The following is a 20,248-nucleotide window of genomic DNA, read 5'->3' as shown; positions in this document are numbered from 1 at the left end:
TCAGCTGGTGGTGGAAGTTTGAGCGTGCAGGCGGGCGAGGTAGCGCGTGGCTTGGCGGCGGCTGGTCAACGTGACCAGCTCGACGTGGTCGCCGTGTTCGGCGATGAGCTCGCGGACTCGGGGGCGCATCTGGGCGCGGTAGCCCCAGATGTAGCGCAGGAATCCCCAGGTGATGCGGTCATAGACGCCGTCGCGGTGTTGACCGCCCCGGTAGCGCCAGCGCCGTTGCAGCACGCCGGTGACACAGGTGATCGCGGGCAGGTCGAGGAATATGACGGTGTCGGCCGCGGCGAGTCGAATCGGCAACGTGCCCGCGTAGTTGCCTTCGATCAGCCAACGCGCTCCGGCGACGAGGCGCTGTTGGATGGCCTGGAATTCCTCGGCTGGCAGGGGTTTCCAGTCGGCGTCGTAATAGACGGCGTCGAGGTGGGTCAGCGGGAGCCCGAGTAGGGCGGCGAGCTGGTTGGCGAGGTGAGTTTTGCCGCTGCCGCCGCAACCGATGATCACGATTCGCTGGTCCACGCCCGGCGACCTTACCTGCCCCGAATTCGGCGGTCCGGGCGGCTGGCCGGTCATGACTGGACCCCGATTCGGGAAAGGGCTTGGTCGAGGGTGTCGAGTTGGCGGGAGAGCCGGAAGATGTCGAGCTTGGCCAGACATTGCGCTAGGAGGTCGGCGTGTGCCGGGGTTCCGGCGATGCGCCGCAGTGCCGCCAGTTCGGTGGTGATGTGGGCGGCGCTGGTGACGTGCAGCTGGGTGGGGGTGAAGCGGGGTGCGCTGCGGATGTACGCGGGGGTCATTGGCAGACATCCGGCAAGGACGGCTTCGGGTAGACGCTGGGTCATCTGCCCGACTGCGGCGTAGCGGTCGGGCAGCAGCAGCATCGTAGCCAGCGAGTCGCCGTGGATCTGGGCGACATGGGGGAACGGGACCCGGCCGATGAATCTCACGTGGGGCCATCGGCGGGTGTCGGTCCATTTGCCCGCGACGAGGCAGTCCTGGCGTTCACTGGCCGGGGTGGCGAAGTAGGTGTCGAAGGTGTCATCGCGGTCGTGTTGGTTACCGACGTAGGCCAAGCTCAACGGTCGAGCCTGCCGCGAGAGCGTGTCTGGATCGGCGGTGTCGAGTGCGGCGTCGGCGACCGGGAACAGCAGGCTGACCGCGCCGTCGGTGGGATGCAGCGCCGCCTCGCACACGGTGACTTGGGGAGTGTGGCGTAGCGGATGACCGGCCGGGAGTTGCAAGTCTTTGTCCCACACGATCGTGGGCAGCCCGCGTCGCAGGGTGTAGTGGTCGAGCAGTTGGTGTTGTCGGTGCAGATCGCAAGTATGGCCGCGGGTACCGCAAGGTGTGGTGTTCCGCCGGGGGATCGGCCACCGCCACTCCAGAAACAGCGCGTCGAGTTCGGGGAGCCCGGCGTCCCAGGTGTAGGTGTGGGTGAGGTCGGTTCCGGCTTCGATCCTGTCTCGGTCGGGCTGGAGGAACACGATGTTGTGGCCGAGAGCGCGCAGGCCGTCGATGAGGGTTCGGCGGTGGCTGCGGCCTCCATCGGGGGTGTCGGTGATGCCGGGGCCGAGGAAGCCCCAGAAGCTGTAGCCGATTCTCATTTGCTCACCCACCAGCCTTCGAGCATGACCGCGTCGAGCCCGCTGGCGAGCAGGCAGTCCAGGGCCATGTCGGGGGTGCCGCAGATCGGTTTGCCTTTGACGTTTAGGGAGGTGTTGATCAGGACCGGAATGCCGGTGATTTTGGCGAACTCGGTGATGACCTCGGCCAGGAACGGGTTCTGTCCCTCGGTGAGGGTTTGTACACGGGCGGTGCCGTTGGCGTGCACGATCGCCGGGATCTGTTCGCGCGCGAGATCGGTGACCGATGAGGCGATCGACATGTACGGCGCCGGTTGGGGCACAGTGAAGTAGTCCGACGTGGTAGCGGTGAGCGTGACCGGTGCGAACGGCCGGAACGGCTCCCGGAACTTCACGGTGTCGTTGAGTTGCTTGACGACCTCGGGGTTGGCCGGCGAAGCCAGGATCGACCGGTTGCCCAGAGCACGAGGTCCCGCCTCGAGTCGCCCGCGGAACACTCCGACGACGGCGCCGGCGGCGAGCGCCCCGGCCAGATACTGTGCCGGGTGGGCGGGTTTGGTCGCGGTCAACCCGGGCCGGGGATTCTTCGACAGCACGACATCGCCGAAGGCAAGCCCGAGGTAGCAGCGGTCCTGGATTCCGGTGGCCAGTTTCCCGGTGCGGTCCAGATAAGTGGCGGTCGCGGCACCGATCGCGGTGCCGGAGTCGCCAGGAGCCGGTGGCACGTGGACTTCGTCGAACAGCCCGGATTCGACGATCTTGCCGATCGCTACACAGTTGGCCGCGACGCCGCCCGAGATACACAGCAACCGTGCGTCGGTCAGCCCGCGAGCTCGCACGGCCAAATGCACCATGACCTGCTCGGTGCGTTCTTGCAGGGCCGCGGCCAGGTCGCGGTGGACCTGTTCGATTGGGCTGTCGCCGCGAGGTGGGCAGCTGCGGGTGATGAACTCGGTACTGAGCCGCGCGAAACGGCGCGAAAGGACCCGCACCGGGAACAACTCGGGGTTCAGAGTGAACCCGGTGTCGGTGATCAGGATAGCGTCGCTCATCAGTTCCCGGAATCGGTCGGGGTCACCGAGGGCGGCCAAGGCCATGACGGTGCCTTCCTCATCACCACGACGCCAGCCGAGGTGTTCGGTGACCGCACCGTAGGCGTAGCCGAGGGAGGCCGGGTCGTTGATGGCGTCGATGATGTCGTAGGTGCATCCGCCGCCGGGAGTGCGGTGGGCGTGAGCGATCGTGGTGGTTTGGATCTCGCCGAGGCTGTCGACCACCAACACAGCGGCGTCGTCGTAGCCCGAGGACGCGAAGCCATACAGCCCGTGCGCCCGGTGATGCAGGACCGACGAGCTCGACGCGTGCGGGAACAGTCGATCCAATCGCTTTGTGCGAGCGCGTGTTCGGGTCGCAACCCGTGCGAAGCTCGCTGCGCGCGGTAGCGCCCTGCCCCGCGTCTTCGGGTCTGCGAGTTGGCGACGCAGCTGCCTGGTGGCGGCGAGGTAGCCGGAGGAGCGGAAGTTGTAGGCGACGGTATCGATCAGCTCCGGGACGAGATCGCTTTCCGCGAGCAGCCAGTCCACCGTGTGAGCCGGGTAGTCCTTGGTGTGTTTGCTGCCAATGAGGCGTTCTTCTTCGGCGAACCCGACGAGGTGGCCGTCGAGGATCAGCGCGGCAGCGGAATCGTGTGTCCAGGAGCAGAATCCGAGGACCGCGCGCGAGGTGTTCGGGGTCATGATGCGTGGGCTCCTTGCTGCACCTGGATGGATGCGAGGTGGTCGTACCAGCGCTCCAGGGCACGCGCGAGGTCACTGTCGGTGTGAGCGAGCAGGGTTCGGGCGTGGTCACGGTGGCCGGTGGTCCAAGCTCGGTAGCTGGCCAGGACGTCGGAGAATGCCGACCATGGCCCGGTCAGTCCGCGAGTGGGTATCTCGGTGATCGTGTTGTGCAGCACCTGGTCGGCGATGTTCCACGGGATCGCGACCTCCGGCATGACCGGGGAAGGGTCTGGATCGTGGGCGAGTTGTTCAGCGGCGCTGGCGTGTTCGGCGTAGAGGTGGAGCGAGTCGATGTGGTGGTGGTATTCGCCCAACTCGGCACCGAGCCACCCGGCCAGCAGCTCGTGGATCAACGTGTTGGTGAAGATGTCGTAGGGAAACCCGAGCCACACATCTTGGCTACGCATGGTGGTGTGCATGTGCAGGCGCCCTCGCCGCAGGTAGAACCGGTAGCCCAGGGTGCAGGGGACGTCGCGGTGCCCGCGAGTGTCGCGTTGTGGGTCATAGAGCTGGATGACCGCCTGGCGGGAGTCGGGGTCTTGTTGGAGCAGTTGCCGGGTCCGGTCGAGCTGGTCGATGCCGTTCCATCGGCGCATTCGCGGCCCGTACGCGCCTCGCAGGACCCCGTCATCGGCATAGCGGGTCAACGCCCGGTTGTACTGGAAGATCCAGTCGTCATCCGAACCGGACAGGATCCACAGCGCCTCGGCTACCGCGAAGGCCGGATTGAGCAGCCGCAGCGGCGGCACGTCCACGAACCGCCGTCGTGGCTGGGTCAATCGCAGGTGCGCACCGAGGATTTCGGTGGTGGCCATCCCACGAGGGCTGACCGGCTCACCGAAATCAGTGATCGCTCGGCACGCAGACGCGAACAGGGCGTTGGCGTTGTCGGCTGTGAGCACGATCATCGCAACACCACCTCGCCGACGGTGGGTTCGGAAATTGATTGCGGGGATCGTTGTTTGACCATCCAGTCCAGCTGGCGCGCGATCCCCTCGCGCAATTCGACACACGGTGAATACTCGAGCAGTGCGTGTGCCAGCGTGAGATCGGCGCGGGTCGCTTCGACGTCACCGGCCCGGGGTGCTTCCATCGCGAGGGGCACTTTTCGGCCGGTGATCTGTCCGATCAGGGAGATCAGTTCGAGCATCGACACGCTGGAACCGCCACCGACATTGACGATCTCGGCGTCGATGTCTACCGGGATCGCTGCCGCGGCAAGGGTCGCGGCGACGATGTCGTCGACGTAGGTGAATTCCCGTGACTGCTGTCCGTCGCCGTACAGCGGAACCGGAACCCCCGACAGCACCGCCGCCAAGACACGCGAGATCGCCATATCGGATCGTTGACGTGGGCCGTAGACAGTGAAGTAGCGCAACGCGACCACGCTCGTGCTGGTATCGGGTCGCGCCGCATGCGCCATGCACAGGTGTTCGGCGGCGAGTTTCGTCGCGCCGTAGGGCGACATCGGATAGGTCAGGTCGCTCTCTCTGCTCGGACCCGAAGTCTGCCCATAGACACTTGACGACGATGCCAGTACCAGCCGGGGGATCTGGGCGCGTTCGCAGGCGGCGAGTAGGCGCTGGGTGGCAACGACATTGGACGCTGCGTAGTCGGGGAACCGCTCGTCCCAGGAATCGCGAACGCCGGGGACCGCAGCTAGGTGGAACACGATGCGGGCGCCGGAGATCAACTCGTCGAGCTCGTCGGTGGCCAGGTCAACTTGGTTGAAGGCCAGGTTGGGATTGGTGAGCGCGTCGGCGAGATTGCGGGCAGCGAGAGGGTCGGTGTGCACCGATCGGCGGTCGATCGCGATCACTTCGATGCCGTGAGCGAGAAGCGCGTCGGTCAGGTGGGAACCGATGAATCCGGCCGCGCCGGTGACGACGACTGGGTTCAGGGTGGGGGCGGTGGTGGTCAATGGGGTGCCTCTACTTTCGATCGCGCTGCCAGGCAGCCTGTCGGGTGTGTGGTGCTCGTTGGAGTGAGCGGAGATCAGCTCACGCAGAGTCGCTTTCGTAGCGGTGTCGTCAGGAGTTGTGGTGTGAGCGGCGATCTGGGCGAGGGATCGATCCCTTGTCCAGCAACCGGTCCAGGGCCAACTCCTCGGCGGTGGTGGGTGGTGTTCGTGTTTCATTGGGGGGACATGGTTTCGGGAAGTGCGTGGAGGTATAGGTGGCCCCGGAGATCGCGACATCGCCGGGAATTCGATCTCCGGGGCCGCCTTCGCGCCGCCTGGCCGGTGACGGGTCTCGGGTCCGCACGGGGCAGGCGCAAAGGTCATTCAGTTGGTCGGAATTGCCCCGTGATTCGCGCAGGTCAGGGCAGTAAAAACAAGCGCTCGTTCGGGAGGCGCGGGAGCCCGGCGCAGTGACCGGAGTCGACGGTCACCGTGCAGGGTGTGCAAGCGGCGATGTCTTGCACGAAAACGAGGGCAGCGGTCAGGCAGGCAGCGAAATCCATTCGTACGCTGGGGAACTAGATGGTGAGGTGGACATCGGGTTCCTCCGGGCGCGGGGAGCCACCGCCGGTGTCATCGGGAGTGCTGGCCCTGTAGGCAAGCTCGGGCGCATTCGAGGACGACTGCTCCGGATGGCCGGAACTTGCTGATGGCCGGGGATATCCACGTGCGAGCCATCAGTGTGTCCGGCACGGGCGAGGGCAACGCGATGTCGCCCTCACGGATCACGACGACCCGCGCTCGCCAGAGCTGGGCCACGACGGCGGGGTCACCGATCGGGCGGATGTCGGACCTCACCAGGAATGTCCACATTCCGGCGCGGGGGTGGCCGATGATCGGCAACGGCGCGACACCGCGCACATCGAGGGCGGTTTTGACCCGTTGTGCCAGCTCGGTGGGCATCATTACCGCGCCGACGAACCCGGCCTTCATCGTGATTCGCCCGGTGTCGGGGTCGATCACGGTGGGCAGTGAGCACTCGTGCCGGTAGAACTCGCACCGTGATCGGGGTGTCTCGGTGTAGGCCGTGGGCGGTGGGCTGGTCTGTGTCATCGGGACTCCTTGGGTATTGGAGTCGTCGGGGCGTGTGGCCCTGTGGTGCCGACCGTTGGCAGGGTGGGCGCGGTGGCGAGGAAACCGGCTTGGCGCATCGCCTCGAGAGTGTTGACAAGATCAATCCGTGATCGGCCGAAGGCGGTTGTGGCCTCGGTGAGTGGGTTGGCTGAAGGGCGCACGCTGCTAGCCCCGGATGAATGGTCACGCCTCGCCGCGGTGGATTGCGGGTGCAGCTTGTCGGAATGTGTCATGTGCGGGCTCCCTAGTGGCGCTGCCGACAACGAGGGGTACCTGGCCAGCGGCTTCGCTTCGGGTGCCCCGGGATCAGGTCCTGTGTTCAATCGTTGCCTGCCCGCGGCATCGCCAGGAACCGCACAGCGGTGGCGTACTGGTGGCGTACCGGCGGCATTTCCCGGCCAGATACGGGGCGCACGGGAGTCGCTGGACTGCGTAAGCGCCCAAAACGCATGACGTGCGTTCGCCGTTCAACTGGGTGGGCCGCGGTCGACGCCGGTTTCAACGACGCTGCTCACAGCTCTTCGTCTACGGCAAGCAGGCGGCGAGAGAGGCCGGCTACCGGGCGCTCGAAGCGAATGCGCTCGTGCACATTGCCTACGCAACCAACGATCGCGATGCTGCCGACGTCGCCGACGCGGCCTGCGACGCGCTCGGAACCAGCTCTCCCAGGAAAGCGGTGACGCTACTGGAATCGCGGCGAGCGTGGTCACGCGCACGCAGCGGCGATCGCGTCGGCGCGGCTCGCGCTCTCGACATGGTCAGGACGCGCTCTAGGGCGACACCGGTTCGGACCCGGAACCGAGCTGGTGGTCATGGATCGACGACAGCAAGCTCGACATAATGACCGGCCGGGTGTGGTCGGTGCTCCGCGAACCGGGAAAGGCCACACCACCGTTGGTGTGGGGTCTGGATGGCTACCCTGCGCACTGGGCTCGCGACCGAGCTCGCTACCTGTCGTGGCTGGCCGACGCGTGCCTCGACGCGGGCGATCCCGAGTCCGCGATTGCCACCGCCGACACCGCTTTGGATCTCGCGACCACCGTCGCATCTGCCCGGCCGTTGATCAGAATCCGCGAGGTCGCTCAGCGGTGCGTCGGTAGTGGCGTCACTGGCGGGCCCGATCTCCTCGCCCGCGCGACAGCGGCGCGCGCCTATTCCTGGGGCACTGTGGGGCTTTCGACCCACTGGGCGTATTTCTCGGTCGTCCAGGGAATCGGGGTCGCGCTGATCTCGGGCCGACTCCATGGATGCAACTCCGCAATGCGCTCGGCGAGACGGTCCCGACCGGCTGCGGCGACGCGGAAGGTCAACCTCCACTCCGGGCCGGTGCCAACCTCGCCGAGGTGCCAGAACACGCTGTCCTGCTTGACGATCTCGGCACCAGCGGCAAGACGTTCTCCAACCACGCTTTCTGCGATCGAGTGCGCGTCCTGTTCGGTCGGCAACGTCGTGGTCATCGCCCACACACGAGATTCGGAAGCCATGACAACGAGGCTAGCGATCTGTGTCAGCTTCTGTCATGACTCGGGATTTGGTGTTCTCAGCACGCGATCGCGGGTGTGCTGTAGAGGCCGTGGACGATGAGGGCTACGGAGCACGCTCTGTAGTCGTTACTGGGTCGAGGTCGGGCGTGCGGCGGCATCGCGTCGTGCTCACACGATCGCTCTGGATGCTTTCATGCGAGCTGAAAGCATTGCGCTAAAACAGTTTCGGAACATGGACGCCGTGCTGCTCGATCAACGGAATCGCGAGGCGGCCGGTGCCAGCGCTGCTCACCACACAGGCGGCCTTGCCCTCGGGAACCGGTTGCCGCCACTCATTTTCGAGTTTCGTGCCCAGACTCGGCCGACCGCACTCAGAGGTCCACCTCGAGGACGGGGGAGTGCGATCGTGACGAGCAAGTGGTGAACATGCCGTCGGCGCGTTCGGTGTCGGTGAGGACGTCGTCGCGATGGTCGGGTTCGCCGGCCAGTACCCGCACGACGCATTCCCCGCAGATGCCCTGCTGGCACGAGAAGGGCGCGTCGACACCGTTGTCCAACAGGACATCCAGCACGCTGTGGTCGTCGCCGACGAGGTATTCGGCGCCGGTGGAGGCCAGGCGGACGGTGAATCCGGCCTCTTGCGACTCGGTCGGCGCGGTGAGGTCGGTGCCGAATCGTTCGGTGTGCAGTGCTGTGCGCGGCCAGCCGAGGGCTTCGGCTTTGCCTACGACGTAGTCCATGAAGCCGTCCGGCCCGCAGACGTAGACCGCGGTGTCCGGTCTCGGATCGCCCAGATCGCGGGTGATGTCGAGCAGTAGGCTCGGGTCTTCGTCGTCGAAATGGAACCGGACGCGGGGATTCGCGGACAGCTCGTCGAGAAAGGCTGCGCGAGAGCGGGTTCGGGCGCTGTAGTGCAGAACGTAGTCGGCCTCGGTCTGCTCGAGGTGCGTCAGCATGGCCAGCAGCGGTGTGATTCCGATGCCGCCCGCGATCAGTACATGGCTGTTCGTGTCGGCGAGCGGAAAGTGGTTGCGCGGGACCGAGATCCGCACCGGTTTGCCTACTGTGAGCGCGTGCATCGCCCGCGACCCGCCCCGCGAGTTCGCGACGTTCAACACCGCCAGGCGGTATCGGCCCGGCTCGGGCGGTCCGCACAGTGAATACTGGCGGACCAGGCCCGAACCCAGGTGCACGTCGACGTGGGATCCCGCTGTGTAGGAGGGGAACTCGGTGCCGTCGACCGGGGTGAGTTCGAACACCGCGATCTCGGATGTCGCCGGGGTGCGGGCATGGACCACCGCATCGATCCAGGTCACGGGGCTGCCCCGGTCAGACACCGGCCGCAGGCACCGCTGCCACGGTCTCGTCCGCGGCTGCCGTGGCGAGGGTGAACAGACCGGCCTGGGTGTGCCGTACCGGCTCCTCGATCAGACTCACCCCCTGCGGATCACGGCCCGCCTCCACATCGTCGATCATCGTCCGCAGCAACCGGCGCAGCAGCACCACGCCCCGATCCGTCGTCGCCAAGGTCTCCTCGGAATGCAGCGCGACCGGACCCTGCGAGGTCATCACCTCGCCGTCACCGGGGAAGCGCTGACGTTCCTGGTCGGTCAGCTCCCAGGAGTTCTTGCCGTCCTGGGTGATGCCGAACAGGAACCGTTGCACGCGAGCGGGATCGCTCGCGCGGATGGAGAAGAATGCGCGATGGCGGGTGTCGTCGATCGGGACCGCCCAGATCACCATGTCGGCCTTGGTATCCGGGGTCAGTTCGACCCAGTCCGGCAGCACCGTGGCATTGGGCAGGTGCAACTCGGCGCCCCAGACCCGCTCGGTCCGCACCCCGTCGCGCTCCTTGTCCAGGAACCGGACACCGTACTTCGCCCCGAAATCGGTGCGGTCGTAGCTGACGCGGCCCGGCAGGGTGTACGGGTCGAAGAAGTCCTCGGGGAAGCCGGTGGTGCCGGTGCCGAGGAACTGGTAGCCGCTGTGCTGGGAGTGCAGCCAGTTGATGTGCACCGGATCGATCGTGTTCTCGTAGATCAGCAGCCAGTGGAAATCCTGCTCGGCGCCGGTGACCGACAGTCCGGGGAACGGCCACTCGGCGAAGTACTGCTCACCCTCGGCGAGGTCCTCGAGCACGTCGTAGCGTGGCAGCACGGGCTTGCGGTCGGGCGGGCCCATGTAGACGAACACCAACCCGTAGCGTTCCTCGACCGGGTACCACGGCTGACGCGCGGCATCGCGGCGCTTGCCACGATCGGGTTCGCAGGCCTGCTCCAGGCATCGCCCCTGCACATCGTATTTCCAGCCGTGATAGCCACAGCGCAGCCCGTCGTCCTCGATCCGGCCGAAGAACAGACTGGCCCCGCGGTGCGCGCAACGCTCGAAAACCACCCCCGCGCGGCCGCTTCCGTCCCGGAAGACGACCAGATCCTCGCCGAGGACGCGGGTGCGATGGGGTGCTTCGGCGGTGAGGGTGGCTGAGGTGGCGATCGGGTGCCAGTACCGCCGCAGTGCCTCGCCCATCGGTGTGCCGGGGCCCACCTCGGTCAGGCGTGCGTCGTAGGACGGAGCCTTGCGGCCGTACCCGGTACCGGTGTCCACCGTGGTTCGTTCGGTCATGTCGGTCTCCTCCGCATGCGAAAGACGTGGTGCTGCCCTGTTATCGGAGCGCCTGGATGATCGGGGCGAAGGCCTCCATCTCGGGTTCGAGCACGGTGTAGTAGGTCAAGCCGAGGGTCTTGCGCCGTTCACGCAGGGTGTCGGCGTTCTCCTCGGGGGTGCCGAACAGCAGCGACGGCAGTTCGGCGAGTTCGTCGGGTGTGAGGTCGAGCCGGTTCTGCCAGACATCGGTCACGCCGTCGGTCGCGCCCTTGGGCAGCACCTTGTGGATGGGAATGTTGAACTCCACCTGGTCGATCCGGTCGCCGAGCAGCCCGCGCACGTAGTCGATCCGGTCGGTGACCTCGGTGATGCCGCCCAGCTTCAGCCCGTCGCCGTCGCGGACCTCGGTGGTGCCGGTGAAGGCGATGATGTCGGCGTGGGCGGCCGCCAGTCGCAGGACCCGTGCTCCACGACCGGCGATCAGGATCGGCGGGCCGCCGGGCTGTTCGAACCGGGCGTACTGGTCGAGCTCGGATTTGGGTTTGCGGAACTCGGCGACCGTGCGCTCCAGCTGGGAAACCCGTTCGCCCGCAGTGGGAAACGGGATGCCCGCCGCGTCGAACTGCGCGCGGTCGTAGCCGGCGCCCAGCCCGAGTTCCACCCGGCCGCCGGAGTACCGGTCGACCGTGGCGAGGTCGCGGGCCAGCACCGTCGGATGGTAGAAGGCGGTGTTGAACACCAGTGTGCCGATGCGGATCCGCTCGGTCGCCTCGGCGGCCAGCAGCAGGGTCGGGATCGGGGCGGGCATGCCGAGGTGGTCCGACACCGAGATGACGTCGTAGCCCAGTTCCTCGGCCTTGCGTACCTTGGCGATCCATTCGGCCCTGGTGGACGGGGTGAACAGGCAGAGACCGAAGCGGAAAGGTCGGTCGTACAGGGAAGTCATGACGCTCCTCGCGAGCTCATTCGGTGGCGATGTTGTCGGCGATCTTGGCCAGGACCGCGTTCGCGGCGAGGAATTCCTCCTCGGTGATGCCACGCAGCGATTCGTCGGCATGGGCGTTCACCAGAGCTTCGGCGCGCTCGTGCGCCGTCTCGCCCGCGGCGGTGAGTCGCAGCGTCGCGCCGGAGATCTCGACCCAGCCGCGGCCGACGAAGTCGTCGACGATCGGTTGGTAGGTCTGGGCGCCGTCGGAGACCAGGAACGGCTCGAACGCCGCGTCGAGTTCGGCGACGCTGCCCAGACCGATCTGCAGGGCGTGCAGGATCTGCCAGTCCCGGCGGGTGAGCTTCTGCTCGTGCAGCAGCGCGCCGGTGGCGACGTCGAACTGCTGGTGCAGGTGCAGCAGCCAGTACCCGATGCGCTTGGTCGTGTTCTTCTGGAGCATGACGAGCCTCTCTGTTGTCGAACGTCGGCTACTGCTGCCAGCCGCGCGAGTACGGGATGACCCAGTACAGGTCGAGGGCGATTCGCGCGAACCGCCACCGGCCGCCCTCACGGACGTACTCGTCGGTGAACTTGCCTGCGACGAAAGAACTTTCGGTGTCGAAGACGACCTTCTCCTCGAAGAACGACACTCCGGTGGCGCGATCGCCGAGGATCTCCACGTCGTGCCCGTGCAGGAACTGCTTGACCAGCACCTGACCCGCCGGGCTGTTGTCTTCGATGAGCTGCGGCAGCCCGGCGAAGTACGCCTGGATGGCGGCTCGACCGTCGGCTTGGCCCAGATGGCGGTAGTCGAGATAGGCGTCGGCACTGAACAGTTCGCCGACCTGGTCCCATCTGCCCTCGTTGATGTAGCGGGGTAGGTCGTGACGCAAGGTGTTCAGCGCGCGGACGGCCTCGAGCGTCTCGAGTCGTTCGGTGAGCTGCTCGACCTGTTCGACCAGGTCCAGGACTTCTGACATCGCTGTGACACCTCTCGTTCCGTACACGTACCGGAGCGGACTCCGGGAAAACCGCGGCCACCGTGTTTCTCCGGCCGGGCTGGAATCACCATTGCACGCGATATTCAGAGGTCACAAGATCGCGTCGGAAACCCTGCGGTTCGACCGTAGGTTTCGACTGTCACGCCCGCAGGGTTCGAATATCGCCTGGACGGTCGCGCAAGTGTTGTGGGGACATCGGTGACATTTCGATCATGGCGTCGGAAATCGACAGATTGAATTGTTTCCCAAGTCGCCGGAACATATTGTCACCGATGTCTCCGAACAATTCGTCGAACCATTGCGGGCGAAGTCCTGTGTACGCGAGATCGGGCCGGACTCGTCGCCGAGTCCGGCCCGATCTCCGGCGGTGGGTAACCGTGATATTCAGCCCGGGCCGTGGCCCGCGGCGACCCGGCCCGCGACATGCCGCACATCCCGGTGCGAGATGAGCCACTCACCCTCGTGCTGCTCGAACTCGTCCTGAACCAGCCCGATGACCACCCAGTCAGCCGGTCGGCCCACATCGGTGGCGGCGGTGCTGGAGAACCAGTGCCACACGGTCGCATAGGCGGTGAGCAGGGGTTTGTCGCCGTTCCACTCGATGGTGGCCTGCCCGATGACATGGGCGACCAGGGAGCGTTGCGACTTGGGCACCCGGCTCATGTGATCGGTGAACTCGTCACGACCGTGGAACAGCACCGGCGGGCCGGGCATGATCCGGTACTCGATCAGCGCGTCGGGGGTGAAGCACTCGCTGAACCGTTCGCTCTCCTGTGTGTCGGCGATCCGGAAGAATTTGTAGAACGTTCGGAAGATCGCCCGCTCCGCTTCGATCGTGGCGAGCAGATTGTCATGTACAGCGGTCACGTCGGTCCTTTCTCTGCCGGGCGACAACCCATCGCGCGGCGCGCCGTTCGGTAATCGACACGATGCGAAGCTAGCACGGTGCCCGATACCGCCCGATGGCGTACCGCACTATTCGGTGCGACGATGTATTCCGAGCGAGGTGATCCGAATTGTTGACCGGGTATTTCAAGGTGTGAAATGTTTCGTCGTGTCGCCCGCCGTGAGTCCCACGTGAATCCGGGCAGTAGACAGAGGAATTCTTGCGTGAGCAGTGTTGTGCGTTCGAAGTCGATTCGCTGTGCCGTGGCATCGGCGGCGGTGGTCACCCTGTTCACCGGTGCCTGTGGCGCCGGTGGTGAGCAAGGCGGCGATGCCGGTCCACCGAGATCCGGCGGCACGCTGAAGTTCTCGGTCGCCTCCGACGCGGGCTGTGTCGATCCGCAGCAGGTGGGCAGCAGCGACACCCTGTATTCGCTGCGCGAGACGGTCGATTCGCTGACCGACCAGGATCCCACCACCGGCAAGCCGGTGCCGTGGCTGGCACAGAGCTGGGAGGTGAGCCCTGACGCCAGGTCGTTCACCTTCCGGCTGCGGCCCGACGTCACCTTCAGCGACGGCACCCCGCTGAACGCGCAGGTGGTGAAGGCGAACTTCGACGCGATCCCGAAGCTGGGCGCACTCGCCATCCTGTCCAAGGGCTATATCACCGGCTACGTCGGCACCGAGGTCGTCGACGAGCACACCGCCAAGATCACCTTCGAACAGCCCAACGCGCAGTTCCTGCAGGCGACCTCGACCGCCGCGCTCGGCCTGATCTCGACGGCTGATGCCGCGAAGACACCCCAGCAACGCTGCAGCGACGGCGTGCTCGGCTCCGGCCCTTTCGTGCTGTCGAAATACGTGCCCAACCAGTCGATCACGATCAGCAAGCGGGTCGGCTACGGGTGGGGCTCGCCGTTGTGGACCAAGCAGGGCGAGGCCTACCTCGACTCCATCGAGTTCACCGTCATCCCCGAATCGGGGGTTCGCGCCGGCAGTGTGCAGTCCGGCCAGCTCGATGTCGCCACCGGTCTCGGCCGCGCCGACGAAGCGGGGTTGAAGGCGTCGGGCATTTCCCTGCTGACGCGATCGCACCCGGGCGCGGTGTTCAACCTCGGCCTCAACAACTCCCGGCCGATCCTGCGGGATGTGCAGGTGCGCAAGGCGATCCAGTCCGCGGTCGACCGGCGTCAGATCGTGGAGGCGGTCTTCGCCAGCGGGACCGTGCCCGCTACGGGCATCCTCTCGCACACGACTCCCGGCTACACCGATCTGTCGGCGGATCTGGCCCTGGATGTCGCCCGGTCCAAGTCGCTACTCGACGCGGCCGGCTGGCAGGTGGGCGGTGACGGTATCCGGCGCAAGGACAACACCCGACTGAGCTTGACCGTGGTGTGGTTCAACAACTCCCAGAACACCCGCGCGGCGCTGGAACTGGTGCAGCAGCAGCTCAAGGTGGTCGGGGTGGAGTTGCAGCTGCAGGAGTTGCAGGTCACCCAGTTCCCGGCGCTGCTCGGTTCCGGTGACTTCGACGGACTGTGGGGCGGCGACCTGAGCCGGGCCGATCCCGATTGCCTGCGCACGCTGTACTCGACCCAGCAGGTCAACGCCTACTGGCTGCCGCCGAGCGAGCTCGACGGGCTGCTCACCGCCCAGGCGGCCGAGGCCGATCCGGCCAAGCGCGCACCCCTCGTGGAGCAGGCCCAGCAGCTGGTCGTACGCAATGCTTATGTGATCCCGGTGGTGGAACTCGAGACCGTGCTCGCGGCGGCGCCGACCGTGCACGGCCTGACCTTCGAGTCGTCGAGCCGGACCCGGCTGCACGACACCTGGCGGAGCTGAACCGGTATGGGACGGTACGTGTTACGCCGTCTCGCCCAGGCGGTCGGGGTGCTGTGGGCGGCGTACACCGTGTCGTTCTTCGTGCTCGAATTCCTGCCGGGCGACCCGGTGTCGGCGATGGCGGGCGGCGGACTGAACTCTTCGCCGGTAGATCCGGCCGAGCTCGCCGCACTGCGGGCACAGTACGGCTTCGACAAGCCCATCGTGGTGCAGTACCTCGACTATCTGGGCCGGGCGCTGGTCGGCGACTTCGGTGATTCGGTGGCCACGGGCCGGTCGGTGACCGGCACGATCGCCGCGGCGCTACCGCCGACGCTGCAGCTCACGGCGGCGGCGCTGGTGCTCGCCGTGCTGTTCGGCGGCGGGCTCGCCGTGGCGGCCACCTACACCTCGCGGCGCTGGCTGCGGCAGGTGCTGCTGTCGCTGCCGCCGCTGGCGATCTCGATCCCGTCCTTCTGGGCGGGCCTGATGCTGGTGCAGCTGCTGTCGTTTCGGATCCGGCTGTTCCCCGCGTTCGGCAACGCGGGGTTGGCCGGGTTGGTGTTGCCCGCGATCACGCTGGCCATCCCGACCGGCGCGCTGATCGCGCAGGTACTGGCGAAGAGCCTGCTGACCACCCTGGACGCGCCGTTCGTGCAAACCGCTCGGGCCAAGGGCGCCAGCCGGATCCGGGTCCATCTGCGGCACGCGCTGCGCAGTGCGTCGCTGCCCGCGCTCACCATCGTCGGACTGCTCGTCGGACAGCTGGTGGCCAGCGCGGTGGTGATCGAGACGGTGTTCTCGCGCAACGGACTCGGGCGGGTCATGGCGGGCGCGGTGAGCGTGCAGGACATTCCGCTCGTGCAGGGCGTTGTGGTGTTCGGCGCGTTCGTCTTCGTCGTGGTGAACCTCATCGTCGACCTGATCTACCCGGTGCTCGACCCACGGATCGTGGTCGCGCGCCCGAGGAGTTACGCGTGACCGACACCGTGCTGACCGAGGCGGCCGTCCTCCGAACCGTCGTCGACGAGTTCGACGACGACGAGCACCGCACGGGTTTCGACTGGCGCAGACTGCCGCGGTTTTTGCTGTACCGGCCGGGTCTGGTGCTCTCGGTGGTGACGCTCGTGCTGGTGGTGCTGGCCGCGGTGTGGCCGACGCTGTTCACCGCCCGCGATCCGCTGCTCGGCGTCCCGTCGGAGATCTTCGCGCCGCCCAGCGGACAGCACTGGTTCGGCACCGACGAACTCGGCCGCGACATGTTCACCCGTGTCGTGCACGGCACCGCGCTGTCGTTGCAGGCGACGGTCATCGCGGTGGCTGTCGCGTTCGTTGTCGGGGGCGCGATGGGCCTGATCGCCGGGTTCGTCGGCCGCTGGGTCGACGACGTGCTGATGCGCTTCGCCGATGTGCTGCTGTCGATTCCGTCGCTGTTCCTGTCGTTGGCGCTGGTGACCGCGCTCGGCTACGGCACCGTGAAGGTGGCGATCGCGGTGGGTGTGGCCAGCGTGGCCGGCTTCGCCCGGGTGATGCGCGCGGAGGTGCTGCGATTACGGCAGGCGGTGTTCGTGGAGGCCGCGTGGTCGTCGGGGGCGCGCTGGTACACGGTGCTCGGCCGGCACGTCCTGCCGAACGCGATCGGCCCGGTGGTCGTGCTGGCCACCTTGGATCTCGGAACCGCCGTGCTGGCGGTGTCGTCGCTGAGCTTTCTCGGTTACGGCGCGGTGCCACCGGCGCCGGAGTGGGGCTCGCTCATCTCGAGCGGCCGGAACTATCTCGCCAACGCGTGGTGGATCTCGACGCTGTCGGGCCTCATGGTGGCGTTCGTCGTGCTCGCGACCAACCGGATCGCGCGGGCACTCGATGGAGAGTGGGCGAATCGACGATGACCGGGAATCTGCTGGAAGTGCGTGGCCTGTCGATCTCCTACCGCACCAGCACCGGGCGGGTGCGCGCGGTAGGGGCGGTCGATCTGGACATCGCGCCGGGCGAGATCGTCGCGCTGGTCGGAGAATCCGGCTCGGGCAAGAGTTCGACCGCGCATGCCATCACCGGCCTGCTACCGGCCGCGGGGCACATCGACGCGGGACGGATCCAGTTCGGCAGCAGGGACCTGGCCAGAGCGGGAGACAGGGAGCTGCGCGCGATTCGTGGGGCACAGATCGGCTTGATCCCGCAGGACCCGGGTGTCTCGCTGAATCCGGTGCAGCGCATCGGCACACAGGTCGCCGAGGTCCTGCTCATCCACGGCTTGGCGACCCGGCGTTCAGCGCCGGAGGCAGTGGTGGACCTGCTCGAGCGGGCCGGGATGCCCGACGCGAAGACCCGTGCCCAGCAGTATCCGCACGAACTCTCCGGTGGCATGCGTCAGCGGGCGCTCATCGCGATCGCGATCGCCGCGAACCCGGCGCTGATCATCGCCGACGAGCCGACCAGCGCGCTGGATGTCACCGTGCAGCGACGCATCCTCGACCACATCACGAGCCTGACCGAAACCCTCGGCACCGCAGTGCTGCTGGTGACCCATGACCTCGGAGTCGCCGCCGACCGGGCCCAGCGGATCGCGGTGATGTCGCGGGGCCGGATCGTGGAGAGCGGGCCGACCCGCGAGATACTCGACAACCCGCGCGACCCGTACACCCAGCAGCTGTTGCGTAGCGTGCCCGGACGTGCCGGTGTCCGGGCCCGGCCATGTCGGCCGGGCGCCGAACCGTTGCTCGCGGTCGAGAACTTGGTGAAGGAGTTCCCGCTGCCACGCGCGAAGATCCGCGCGAAGATCGTCCGTGCCGTCGACGGTGTGAGCTTCTCGCTGCACCGCGGGGAGACCCTGGCACTGGTGGGGGAGTCGGGGTCGGGCAAGTCCACCACGGCCAGAATGATTCTGCGCCTTGCCCCACCGACGTCGGGGCGCGTCGTGTTCGACGGCGACGATGTGACGGCGAGCAAAGGCGCGCGATTGCGGGAGCTGCGGCGTCGCGCCCAGGTGATCTATCAGAATCCGTACGAGTCGCTGGATCCGCGGTTCTCGATCCAGGATGTGATCAGCGAGCCGCTGCGGGTCTTCGGCGTCGGTGACCGCGCCTCGCGGGCGGCGCGGGCGCGCGAACTGCTCGACCGGGTCGCGCTTCCCGCGTCGACGCTGGGACGCAGGCCCGCGGAACTGTCCGGCGGACAGCGTCAGCGGGTCGCGATCGCCAGGGCGCTGGCCCTGTCGCCGGAGCTGGTGGTCTGTGACGAACCGGTCTCGGCGCTGGACGTCTCGGTGCAGGCGCAGATCCTCGACCTGTTCGCCGAGCTGCAAGCCGACACCGGCGTGGCCTACCTGTTCATCTCGCACGATCTGGCGGTGGTGCGCCAGATCGCCCATCGGGTCGCTGTCATGCGACAGGGTCGCATTGTCGAGATCGGCACCACCGAGCAGCTTTTCGACGATCCGGTTCACGAATACACCCGTCAGCTGCTGGCCGCCATCCCCGGCACCGACCTCGTCGACGGGAGCTCAGGTACCTGACAGCAGACTCACCACGGGCGCCAGCTCGCGCGCCGCGTCGTCGTCGAGAACGATGTAGGAGATCCCGAACTCGTCGCGAAGACGGCGCAGCTGGTCGGCCGCCTGCGCGGGCGATCCGGTGAGCAGGTTCGGGGCATCATCGGGGATCGGCGGACCGATGGTGCTCGTCGGGGTGCTGAAGCGCAGTGCCCGTTCGATGTCGGAAAGCCGTGGGCCCGCCGCACTCTCGAGCCACTCGACCTGACGGGTGAGCTGATCGCGGGAGAAGGTGCTGAACGCGACGGTATCGGCTTCGGCCGCGGCGAGTTCGGTCGCCCGACGCCCGCCCGCGGCGAGCAGCAGCGGCACCTTCCGCGGCGGCGGGGGAACCAGGGTCGTTCCGGTATTCGCGTAGTGGGCGCCGGTCGCCTCGACCCGCTCACCGCGAAACAGTGCGTTGACGATGCCCACCGACTCGGCGAGGCGCTCGAACCGAATCCGGTCGGACTCGGCCGCGATCCCGAGTTCGCCGTAGCCGATGGCGGTTTGGCCGGCGCCGAGCCCGAGCTGGAAGCGGCCGCCCGACACCAGGTCCAGGGTGGCGGCTTCGCGGGCGAGAACGAACGGGTTGCGGAAGTCGTTGGCCAGCACCCACGTTCCGACCCCGAGCGTGGTCGTCGCCGCGGCGGCGTAGGCGAGCGCGGTCAGTGGCGCGGGCACCGGTGCGGGCAGATCGGGCAGTAGCAACGCCGAGATCCCGGTGTCCTCGGCCCATCGCGCGGTCGAAGTCCATGCCTTCGGGTCGGCGGGGGAGACAGTGACGAGGCCGAATCGAAAAGGTTGGTGGCTCACGAGTTCTCCGGTGTCCCATAGGCGCGCAGGAAGGTGTCGACGGCAGCGGTGGCGACCGCGTGCATCTCGGCGGTGGAGACCTTGCGGGTGCCCAGGCGGGTGCGGCCCTCCATCGGGCCGGTGATCAGCACGAGGAACTGTTCGGCGGCGATCGCCGGATCGCTCGCGCGCAGGTGGCCCGACAGCGACAAGCGCGCCAGCCGATCCGCGAGCGCGTCGCCGAGCTGATCAGAGGTCCGGCTCACCACGACGTCCATCAGGTCGGGAAACTGCGCGACCTGACCGTAGGTGAGCCAGCGCAGCGACCGGGACTGCTCGGTACAGCAGGACCGGATCAGTCGGTACGCCACATCTTCCAGGGTGGCGCGCAGATCCTCACCAGGATTGCGCAAGCGTTCGACCACCGCCAGATTCTCGGCCAGCACCGCATCGCTCACGGCGGCCAGCGTGTGCCGGAACAGCGTTTCCTTGTCGTTGAGGTGGTTGTAGATGGTCGGTTTGGCGACACCGGCGACCTCGGCGATCTCCTGCACGCCCGCCTGCGCGTACCCGCGGCGAGCGAAGACGACGAACGCCGCGTCCAGGATCGCCTGCCGCTTGTCGATCCGTCCACGCGAGGCCGACTGTCCGGTCGGCGGTGTTGCTACAGCCATCCATGAACCATAGCGCAATCGCGGACTGAGTTGCCTGACGGGTTCATTCTTATATACCGAGTTGCGAGGTGTATGCGAGGACATTAAAGTGAACCAGCAAGTTCAATTGCTCTGTTCCATGTCGGGAGATAT

Annotated in this window: 19 protein-coding genes; 4 read left to right on the top strand and 15 right to left on the bottom strand. The window is 66.9% G+C overall.

Annotated elements, in window-relative coordinates; all coding sequences use genetic code 11:
- The 13 genes from ACWDXS_RS06245 to ACWDXS_RS06185 form a co-directional block, all read right to left on the bottom strand.
- On the bottom strand, nt 1–522 hold the full coding sequence (locus tag ACWDXS_RS06245; protein WP_449962658.1) for a hypothetical protein: 522 nt from the start codon (nt 520–522) through the stop codon (nt 1–3).
- 50 nt (nt 523–572) lie between these two features.
- Nucleotides 573–1,607, bottom strand: a complete 1,035-nt coding sequence (locus tag ACWDXS_RS06240) for a hypothetical protein (RefSeq protein WP_449962655.1) — start codon at nt 1,605–1,607, stop codon at nt 573–575.
- Nucleotides 1,604–3,322, bottom strand: a complete 1,719-nt coding sequence (locus ACWDXS_RS06235; protein WP_449962652.1) for a carbamoyltransferase family protein — start codon at nt 3,320–3,322, stop codon at nt 1,604–1,606. Before ACWDXS_RS06235 ends, ACWDXS_RS06240 begins: the two co-directional genes overlap by 4 nt.
- Nucleotides 3,319–4,272: a thymidylate synthase gene (locus ACWDXS_RS06230; RefSeq protein WP_449962649.1), complete on the bottom strand. Its 954-nt coding sequence runs from the start codon at nt 4,270–4,272 to the stop codon at nt 3,319–3,321. The genes ACWDXS_RS06235 and ACWDXS_RS06230 overlap by 4 nt, the downstream gene beginning before the upstream one ends.
- Nucleotides 4,269–5,285 (bottom strand): NAD-dependent epimerase/dehydratase family protein, encoded by a 1,017-nt coding sequence (locus tag ACWDXS_RS06225; protein WP_449962646.1) that lies wholly within the window; start codon nt 5,283–5,285, stop codon nt 4,269–4,271. The genes ACWDXS_RS06230 and ACWDXS_RS06225 overlap by 4 nt, the downstream gene beginning before the upstream one ends.
- Nucleotides 5,286–5,897: 612 nt before the next feature.
- Complete coding sequence (locus ACWDXS_RS06220) at nt 5,898–6,377, bottom strand: DNA-directed RNA polymerase subunit beta (protein WP_449962643.1); 480 nt, start codon at nt 6,375–6,377, stop codon at nt 5,898–5,900.
- A 1,172-nt stretch (nt 6,378–7,549) separates the two neighbouring features.
- Nucleotides 7,550–7,855 (bottom strand): divalent-cation tolerance protein CutA, encoded by a 306-nt coding sequence (gene cutA, locus ACWDXS_RS06215; protein ID WP_449962640.1) that lies wholly within the window; start codon nt 7,853–7,855, stop codon nt 7,550–7,552.
- A gap of 398 nt (nt 7,856–8,253) precedes the next feature.
- Nucleotides 8,254–9,198 (bottom strand): PDR/VanB family oxidoreductase, encoded by a 945-nt coding sequence (locus ACWDXS_RS06210; protein WP_449962637.1) that lies wholly within the window; start codon nt 9,196–9,198, stop codon nt 8,254–8,256.
- Between the two features lie 13 nt (nt 9,199–9,211).
- Nucleotides 9,212–10,504, bottom strand: coding sequence for a Rieske 2Fe-2S domain-containing protein (locus ACWDXS_RS06205; RefSeq protein ID WP_449962634.1), 1,293 nt, complete (start codon nt 10,502–10,504; stop codon nt 9,212–9,214).
- Nucleotides 10,505–10,544: 40 nt separating this feature from the next.
- Nucleotides 10,545–11,432, bottom strand: a complete 888-nt coding sequence (locus tag ACWDXS_RS06200; protein ID WP_328662537.1) for a TIGR03621 family F420-dependent LLM class oxidoreductase — start codon at nt 11,430–11,432, stop codon at nt 10,545–10,547.
- Nucleotides 11,433–11,448: 16 nt separating this feature from the next.
- Nucleotides 11,449–11,874 carry a MarR family winged helix-turn-helix transcriptional regulator gene (locus ACWDXS_RS06195; RefSeq protein WP_387445109.1) on the bottom strand — a complete coding sequence of 142 codons (426 nt, stop codon included), beginning with the start codon at nt 11,872–11,874 and terminating at the stop codon, nt 11,449–11,451.
- 28 nt (nt 11,875–11,902) lie between these two features.
- Nucleotides 11,903–12,394 carry a nuclear transport factor 2 family protein gene (locus tag ACWDXS_RS06190; protein ID WP_301907189.1) on the bottom strand — a complete coding sequence of 164 codons (492 nt, stop codon included), beginning with the start codon at nt 12,392–12,394 and terminating at the stop codon, nt 11,903–11,905.
- Between the two features lie 405 nt (nt 12,395–12,799).
- Nucleotides 12,800–13,282 (bottom strand): nuclear transport factor 2 family protein, encoded by a 483-nt coding sequence (locus ACWDXS_RS06185; RefSeq protein WP_396891857.1) that lies wholly within the window; start codon nt 13,280–13,282, stop codon nt 12,800–12,802.
- A gap of 243 nt (nt 13,283–13,525) precedes the next feature.
- On the opposite strand from ACWDXS_RS06185, the gene ACWDXS_RS06180 reads away from it, so the two are divergent.
- From ACWDXS_RS06180 to ACWDXS_RS06165, 4 genes are read left to right on the top strand one after another with little or no spacing between them, the layout of a single operon-like run.
- Complete coding sequence (locus tag ACWDXS_RS06180; protein ID WP_449962629.1) at nt 13,526–15,142, top strand: ABC transporter substrate-binding protein; 1,617 nt, start codon at nt 13,526–13,528, stop codon at nt 15,140–15,142.
- Between the two features lie 6 nt (nt 15,143–15,148).
- Complete coding sequence (locus ACWDXS_RS06175; protein ID WP_357372660.1) at nt 15,149–16,102, top strand: ABC transporter permease; 954 nt, start codon at nt 15,149–15,151, stop codon at nt 16,100–16,102.
- Nucleotides 16,099–17,010 carry an ABC transporter permease gene (locus ACWDXS_RS06170; protein WP_449962626.1) on the top strand — a complete coding sequence of 304 codons (912 nt, stop codon included), beginning with the start codon at nt 16,099–16,101 and terminating at the stop codon, nt 17,008–17,010. Before ACWDXS_RS06175 ends, ACWDXS_RS06170 begins: the two co-directional genes overlap by 4 nt.
- Nucleotides 17,007–18,632 (top strand): dipeptide ABC transporter ATP-binding protein, encoded by a 1,626-nt coding sequence (locus ACWDXS_RS06165; protein WP_449962623.1) that lies wholly within the window; start codon nt 17,007–17,009, stop codon nt 18,630–18,632. The genes ACWDXS_RS06170 and ACWDXS_RS06165 overlap by 4 nt, the downstream gene beginning before the upstream one ends.
- Here ACWDXS_RS06165 and ACWDXS_RS06160 read toward each other — a convergent pair.
- Entirely contained in the window at nt 18,621–19,463 is an 843-nt protein-coding gene (locus ACWDXS_RS06160) for an LLM class flavin-dependent oxidoreductase (protein WP_449962620.1), read from the bottom strand. The two genes, ACWDXS_RS06165 and ACWDXS_RS06160, sit on opposite strands and share 12 nt — an antisense overlap.
- Nucleotides 19,460–20,116 (bottom strand): TetR/AcrR family transcriptional regulator, encoded by a 657-nt coding sequence (locus ACWDXS_RS06155; RefSeq protein WP_378994926.1) that lies wholly within the window; start codon nt 20,114–20,116, stop codon nt 19,460–19,462. The genes ACWDXS_RS06160 and ACWDXS_RS06155 overlap by 4 nt, the downstream gene beginning before the upstream one ends.
- Between the last annotated feature and the right edge of the window lie 132 nt (nt 20,117–20,248).

This window comes from Nocardia sp. NPDC003183, from assembly GCF_053590715.1.
Note: the sequence above shows the minus strand (reverse complement) of the source record. Positions and strands in the feature narration are given on the sequence as shown.